Origin of the sequence: Brachyspira sp. (assembly GCF_050873525.1) — a bacterium.
Taxonomy (GTDB): Bacteria; Spirochaetota; Brachyspiria; order Brachyspirales; family Brachyspiraceae; genus Brachyspira.
Map to the genome: position 1 here is coordinate 1 of NZ_JBNMIZ010000159.1, position 6,180 is coordinate 6,180.

Annotated in this window: 6 protein-coding genes; 2 read left to right on the forward strand and 4 right to left on the reverse strand. The window is 30.2% G+C overall.

The genetic code is table 11. The features are described 5' to 3' along the window. Positions 1–3: 3 nt before the first annotated feature. Genes ACR0QS_RS09900 through alaS form a run of 4 tightly spaced genes read right to left on the reverse strand, consistent with a single transcriptional unit; the run spans position 4 to position 4,301 of the window. Positions 4–291 (reverse strand): hypothetical protein, encoded by a 288-nt coding sequence (locus ACR0QS_RS09900; RefSeq protein WP_432633284.1) that lies wholly within the window; start codon positions 289–291, stop codon positions 4–6. Next, complete coding sequence (locus ACR0QS_RS09905; protein ID WP_432633285.1) at positions 291–1,082, reverse strand: hypothetical protein; 792 nt, start codon at positions 1,080–1,082, stop codon at positions 291–293. The genes ACR0QS_RS09900 and ACR0QS_RS09905 overlap by 1 nt, the downstream gene beginning before the upstream one ends. After that, positions 1,075–1,698 (reverse strand): HEAT repeat domain-containing protein, encoded by a 624-nt coding sequence (locus ACR0QS_RS09910; RefSeq protein WP_432633286.1) that lies wholly within the window; start codon positions 1,696–1,698, stop codon positions 1,075–1,077. Before ACR0QS_RS09910 ends, ACR0QS_RS09905 begins: the two co-directional genes overlap by 8 nt. Positions 1,699–1,706: 8 nt before the next feature. Further along, positions 1,707–4,301, reverse strand: coding sequence for an alanine--tRNA ligase (gene alaS, locus ACR0QS_RS09915; protein WP_432633287.1), 2,595 nt, complete (start codon positions 4,299–4,301; stop codon positions 1,707–1,709). 167 nt (positions 4,302–4,468) lie between these two features. Here alaS and murI point away from each other — a divergent pair, with 167 nt between their 5' ends. Both murI and ACR0QS_RS09925 read left to right on the forward strand, forming a co-directional pair. Continuing rightward, positions 4,469–5,299: a glutamate racemase gene (gene murI / locus ACR0QS_RS09920; protein WP_432633288.1), complete on the forward strand. Its 831-nt coding sequence runs from the start codon at positions 4,469–4,471 to the stop codon at positions 5,297–5,299. A gap of 315 nt (positions 5,300–5,614) precedes the next feature. After that, complete coding sequence (locus ACR0QS_RS09925; RefSeq protein ID WP_432633289.1) at positions 5,615–6,106, forward strand: hypothetical protein; 492 nt, start codon at positions 5,615–5,617, stop codon at positions 6,104–6,106. The last annotated feature ends 74 nt before the right edge of the window (positions 6,107–6,180 follow it).

Sequence of the window (6,180 nt, forward strand, 5' to 3'; positions counted from 1 at the left end):
AAATTATATAATGTCGCATATAGATTGTATAATATTAAACTTTTTTCTTTCTCTCTCGCTTAAAGCCGCATATTTCGATTTATAAACAATTTCGTTTGCCAGAATCATAAACTGCTCTTTTATATTTTCCGCCGCTTCTTTCGGAGTTTTTCCGCTCGCCCTTATCGCCAAATCGTCATTTACTATCAAATATTTTCCGCCTTCGATTTCAATCAAATATCCTCTTAAATAACTTTTAAAATGAAAATCGTCCGTATCGTTAAAATTTAATTCTATTCTTTTTCTAGCCATTAGTTTATCCCCGCCTTTTTTGAATAATTTTGATTTGTCAGGCTAAATGTTTTTTGAGTAAAAAGTATATCGTTGGTGCTAAAAGCGTATGGAACTCTTTCTTTGAGTCCGATTACTCCGTTCGATATAGCCTGATTTATTATAGTATAAAGTTCCTCTCCATGCCTCTGCTGATATTTTACGACATCCGCAATAACTATTTCGTAAGCCGTTTGTCTCGTAGGCGAACCAGTATCTCCTATTATATGATAGGATTTTCCGTTTAATTCGTCAACCCAAAGATAGCTTCCGTTAGCCTCGTATATTCTAAAATCTATTATTATATTCTGCGCCCAAAACGACATATAAGAGTTTGCAAACATTATTCCGTCATATTCGTTTAATATTTTATTTGCGGTTTCTTCGTCCAAAATATTTGCAGCCAAAGTTCCAGTAGCCGCCACATAATCCGCTCTGAATATCGAATGATTTGACAATTTTGAAAATTCCTGTTTTCCCAAAGCCTCTTCCAAAGTTATAAGTTTAACCAAATCGTTTTGAGAATTGAAATTAGTTATAAAACTTCCCAATACAAAATCTGCGTATATTTCCGTATTCAAATATTTTAATTTATCCAAATTTTGATTAGTCATATTTTTAGGAAATGTAAAAGAAGCTATCACAATATTTCTTTCTTTGCTTATAATATTGTCGACTACAACATAAGACTGTCTCATATTAGCGCATGATAAAATGAAACATGAAAAAATAAATATAATAAAAAGCAAAAACAAAAATAATTTTTTATTCATCCGAAATTCCCTTTCTATATTCTATAACTTGTTCCGCAGTCGATTTTACCGCATAATCCGAATCGCCCGAAGACAATAAATTTAAAGCTCTGTCGACTCTCGCGTCTTTATAATCTTTCAAAGATTCTATAGCGGTTATTCTCACCCATTTATTTCTGCTCGATAAACTATCCAAAATCGGATTTAAAAGTTCGGGAGAGTTAATGCTTCCCGCTACTTTCAAAGCTTCCATTTGAACTTGCAAATCCGTGTCGGAAATCGCTCTTTTTATGCTGTCTATAGCTTCTGGATTGCTTGCCGCAAGTTTTCCAAGTCCCATAACCGCCAGACATCGCACATTAAAATCTGGGTCCTCTACGCTCGCTTTCAAAAAATCGCTATATGCAACTTCCGATTCCAAATTACTTAAAACCCACATCGCTTCAGCTCGCACTTCCCTATTTCCGTTTTGAGCAGCGTTTAGAACTTCCAAAAGCACTTCTTCGTTTTTAGGATTTTTTGCCAATTTTCTTTCCGCTCTATTTATATCTTCGATTCTTCTTAAAGTGACATTTTTTTGAGAACATGAAATTAAAAAAATTAAAAATAATATAAATATAAAAAAATTGTTTTTCATTAAAAATCCTACAATAATTTATTTTTTATTTTATTTATCTCTTCTTTAGCTTTATCAACATTTTCGATTGAGCCTTGAGCGAAAGTTTCTTTTCCGCCTCCGCGTCCGCCCGCCGCCGAAATAATCTCTTTTATAATAGAATTTGCAGATAAATTTTTTACAAGTTTTCCCGTAATTTGAACGAGTATGGAATTTGAAGAATCCGTTTTGCTAATCATTATGGCTACGGAATCTTTCACTCTCTCCTTTATCGTATCCGCATATAATCTAATATTTTTTATATCCTCGTTAAACTCCAAATTATAAAATCTGCTTCCGTTTATAGTTTCATAATTATCCATAAATAAATTAGCGGAAGAACCTGAAGTTTTTAAACTTTTATTTTCTTTTTGAAGTTTCTTTATTTCGTTTTGCAAATTTTCCGCTCTTATATTAAGTTCTTCCACTTTTGAAGCGCCCAATATATGAGCCAAACTCTTCACTTTATAAAAAAGATTTGTCGATTCTCTCGCAGCTTTAATTCCCGTTATAGCCTCTATTCTACGAACTCCGCTTGCAACCGAACCTTCTCCGACTATATGAAAATAACCGACTTGAGCGGTATTTGTCAAATGACTTCCTCCGCAAAGTTCCACAGAAAAACCGTTTCCAATATTTAATATTCTAACCGTATCGGGATATTTTTCGCCGAATAAAGCTTTCGCTCCCGAAGATATGGCTTCTTCTTTCGGCATAAATTTTATTTCCGCTGGCATAGATTTAAATACTATTTCGTTAACTTGATTTTCTATCGAGATTAAAGTTTCTTCGCTTATCGAATCTGGATGAGTAAAATCGAATCTTAAATAATCTTCACAGACGAAACTTCCCGCTTGATTTATATGATTTCCCAAAGTGAGTTCCAATACTTTTTGTAAAATATGCGTTGCCGTGTGATTTTTTCTGATTGAATTTCTTCTATCTATATCGACAAATAATTTAACTTCTTCCCCGACTTCCAAAGAATAATTTTTTAAATCGACTACATGAATAATCGTATTTTCTTTTTTTTGAGTATCTACAACTTTTATTTTTTCATTTTTTGAATTTTCAATATAGCCCGTATCTCCGACTTGTCCTCCCATCTCTCCGTAAAAAGGCGAAATATCGGTTATAATAATCGCTTGAGAATTTGACGCTCTTTCTTTTTTATTTCCGTCTTCGTATATGGCGACAATTTTTGCATTTACTCCGTTTATAATAGAATCGTAATCTTCGCCTATATATTTCGTTTCAAAAGTTTCAATATAATCGAATTTTGATTTTTTATACGCTCCGATTCCTCTGCTTCTCTTTCTTTGAGATTCCATCGCTTCTTCAAAACCTTCTTTATCAACGGTAAAACCATGCTCGCCTGCTTCTTCTTCAGTTATATCCAACGGGAGTCCGTAAGTGTCGAAAAGCATGAAAGCGTCCGAACCTTTTATAATTTTGTTTTTAGAATCTTCCATTACAGAATAAAGTTTATTCATTCCCGCCGAAATAGTATTTATAAATTTATTTTCTTCTTCTTTTAAAATTCTTTTTATATTATTTTCTTCTTTAGGCAGATTATCGTATATATCCCCGTAAACATTTATAACCGAATCGGAAATTTCATTTAAAAAAGCGTTTTTATATCCAAAATCGTTTGCCGTTTTCAATGCCCTTCTTAAAAGTCTTCTTAAAACATAGCCTCTTCCTTCGTTTGACGGAATGCATCCTTCTCCGATAACGAATACCAAAGCCCTTAAATGGTCAGCGATTAAATTTATTTTAGTTTTATTTTTATCTTCGTATTTTATATTTAATTTTTTTGAGATAGCGTCAACAATAGGTTTCATTACATCGGTTTGATAATTGCTTTCGACTCCCTGCATAATATAGCATAATCTTTCGAGTCCCATTCCCGTATCGATTCCCACATTTTGAAGAGGAGATAATTTTCCGTCAGTATCTTGAAAAAATTCATTGAAAACTAAATTCCAAAATTCCAAATATCTTTCACAGTCGCAGCCCACATAACAATCGGGTTTATGGCATCCTTTTTCTTCGCCCATATCTATATAAAGTTCGCTACAAGGTCCGCACGCGCCAGAATCTCCCGCTGGTCCCCAAAAATTATCTTTCTTTCCAAGACGAACAATTTTTTCTTTTGGAATTCCTATTCTTTTATTCCAAAGTTCAAAAGCCTCATCGTCTTTCTCATAAACAGAAACATAAATTCTTTCTTTCGGAAGTTTAATTACTTCGGTTGAAAATTCCCAAGCGAATTCTATAGCTTCTTTTTTGAAATAATCGCTCATGAAACAGAAATTGCCGAACATTTCAAAAAAAGTATGATGCCTTGCCGTTTTTCCAATATTTTCCAAATCGGATAATCTGAAACATTTTTGTATAGTCGCTACTCTCGAATAAGGAGCTTTTTTTATTCCCGCGTAATAAGGTTTAAATTGCAGCATTCCCGCCGTAGTGAATAATAAACTCGGGTCGTCTATCGGTATCAAGGAAGAAGATTTTTCTATAGCATGTTTTTTACTTCTGAAAAATTCTTTAAACTTTTCCCTCAATTCTAAATGGTTCATAATATCTCCGCATTTTGAAAAATTTAAATAACTTTAATTTGTTAATAATATAATCAAATATCATATTTTGCAAGATATTTACGCGGTTAAAAATAATTGATTATTATGTTAATTTCCTATATAATAAGATTTTAAATATTTTTTTAACTTATACGGAATTTATATTTATGAATATTAATTCAAAACCTATAGGAATATTCGATTCGGGATTTGGCGGAATAACGATTTTAAGAGAATTATTAAAACTTATGCCGAATGAAAATTATATTTATTTGGGCGACAATAAAAATATTCCTTACGGCGATAAATCGAAAAAAGAAATAATTAAACTGTCTTCAAAAATGGCGGACTTTCTTATAAATAAAAACTGTAAAATATTAGTTATAGGATGCAATACGATTTCAGCATCGGCATCCGAAATATTGAAAGAAAAATATAATATTCCAATAATAGAAGTTATTTCAAACGCATGCGCCGAAGTAAATAAAATTTCTAAAAATAATATATCGATTATGGCTACGGACTTTACGATTAAATCGAAAATATATTTGAAAAAAATAAAAGAAAATAATAAAGAAATAAAAATTACTCAAATAGTTTGCAAAAAATTATGCCCAATGATAGAAAACGGTTGGGAAAGTTTCGAAGACAGATTTGAAATATTGAATAATTATATAAAAAAAATAAATTCTAATTCGGACAGTTTGCTTTTAGCCTGCACTCATTATCCTTTAATAATAAAAGATATAAAAAAAGTTTTGAAAGAAAATAAAAACGAAAATAGAAATAACATAAAAAAAATTATCGAACCGAGTCGTCCAACTGCTTTGTCGGTAAAAAAATATTGGAAAGAAAATAATCTTTTGAATAATAATCTTAAAAATAAAAATCGATTAACAATATATACGACTTCAAGCGATAAAAATAAATCTAAAAATCTTTTGAATATATTTTTGAATAACGAAAAATATAAATTGGAACGCGTCAATTTGGATTAGTAAATATTTTTTATTCCAGCAAAAGATAAAGCGAACCCCATGCATCTCTGCATGAGGTTCTAAAGATTATATTTTAATGAAAGGGGGAGTTAACCCTTTGGAGAGAGAAAACTTAAAAAATGAAAAAGATTTTCGCTAATTCGTAAAGTCCGTCATTGCGAGTTATAATGAAGCAATCCAAATAAAATAAATTATTTAAACTAAACAATATTACCGTTATTTACAAAATTGATTTTTTTAATTTAAATAATATAATTAACTCTAAATTAATTAGTTATAAAATAAAAATCTAATAAATTAAATTGGAGTTATAAAATGAAAAAGATTATATTTTTATTTTTAATTTTTTCGGCTATAGTTTTCGCAGAATGGCAATACAGCATAGTTCCTAATGATAATGGAGTAAATTTTCACCGCTTTACTGTTTTTGACTATGAATCAAACTCCGCAATGACTGTCGATATAACATATAAAGAAAGATTTAGTAATGCTGGTATAATAATATTTAACGATGATGTTAAAGAAAATGATAAATTAGATTTATATTTATTAGATAATTCAGGAGATTATATAAGCTATAGCGTATTTGATAAAGATATAAAAGACGGATTTATAGTAATTGAAAATTTAGATGGTAATGGTAGAGGAACAAGTTTAATAAAATTATTAGTATCCAGCCAATCTGTAGTGTTATACAATAAGAATACGGCTGAAATATTGGCTACTTTTAATTTGAAAGGTTTAAAACAAATTTTAAAGAAGAAAATTGGAAATTCTTATTGGTATAAATACGAATTAAACGATTAATTAATTTTATAATAAAAAATATATACCATAAACTAAAAAATTTTTAAAAAAGAACAATTAATATTTAATATAAT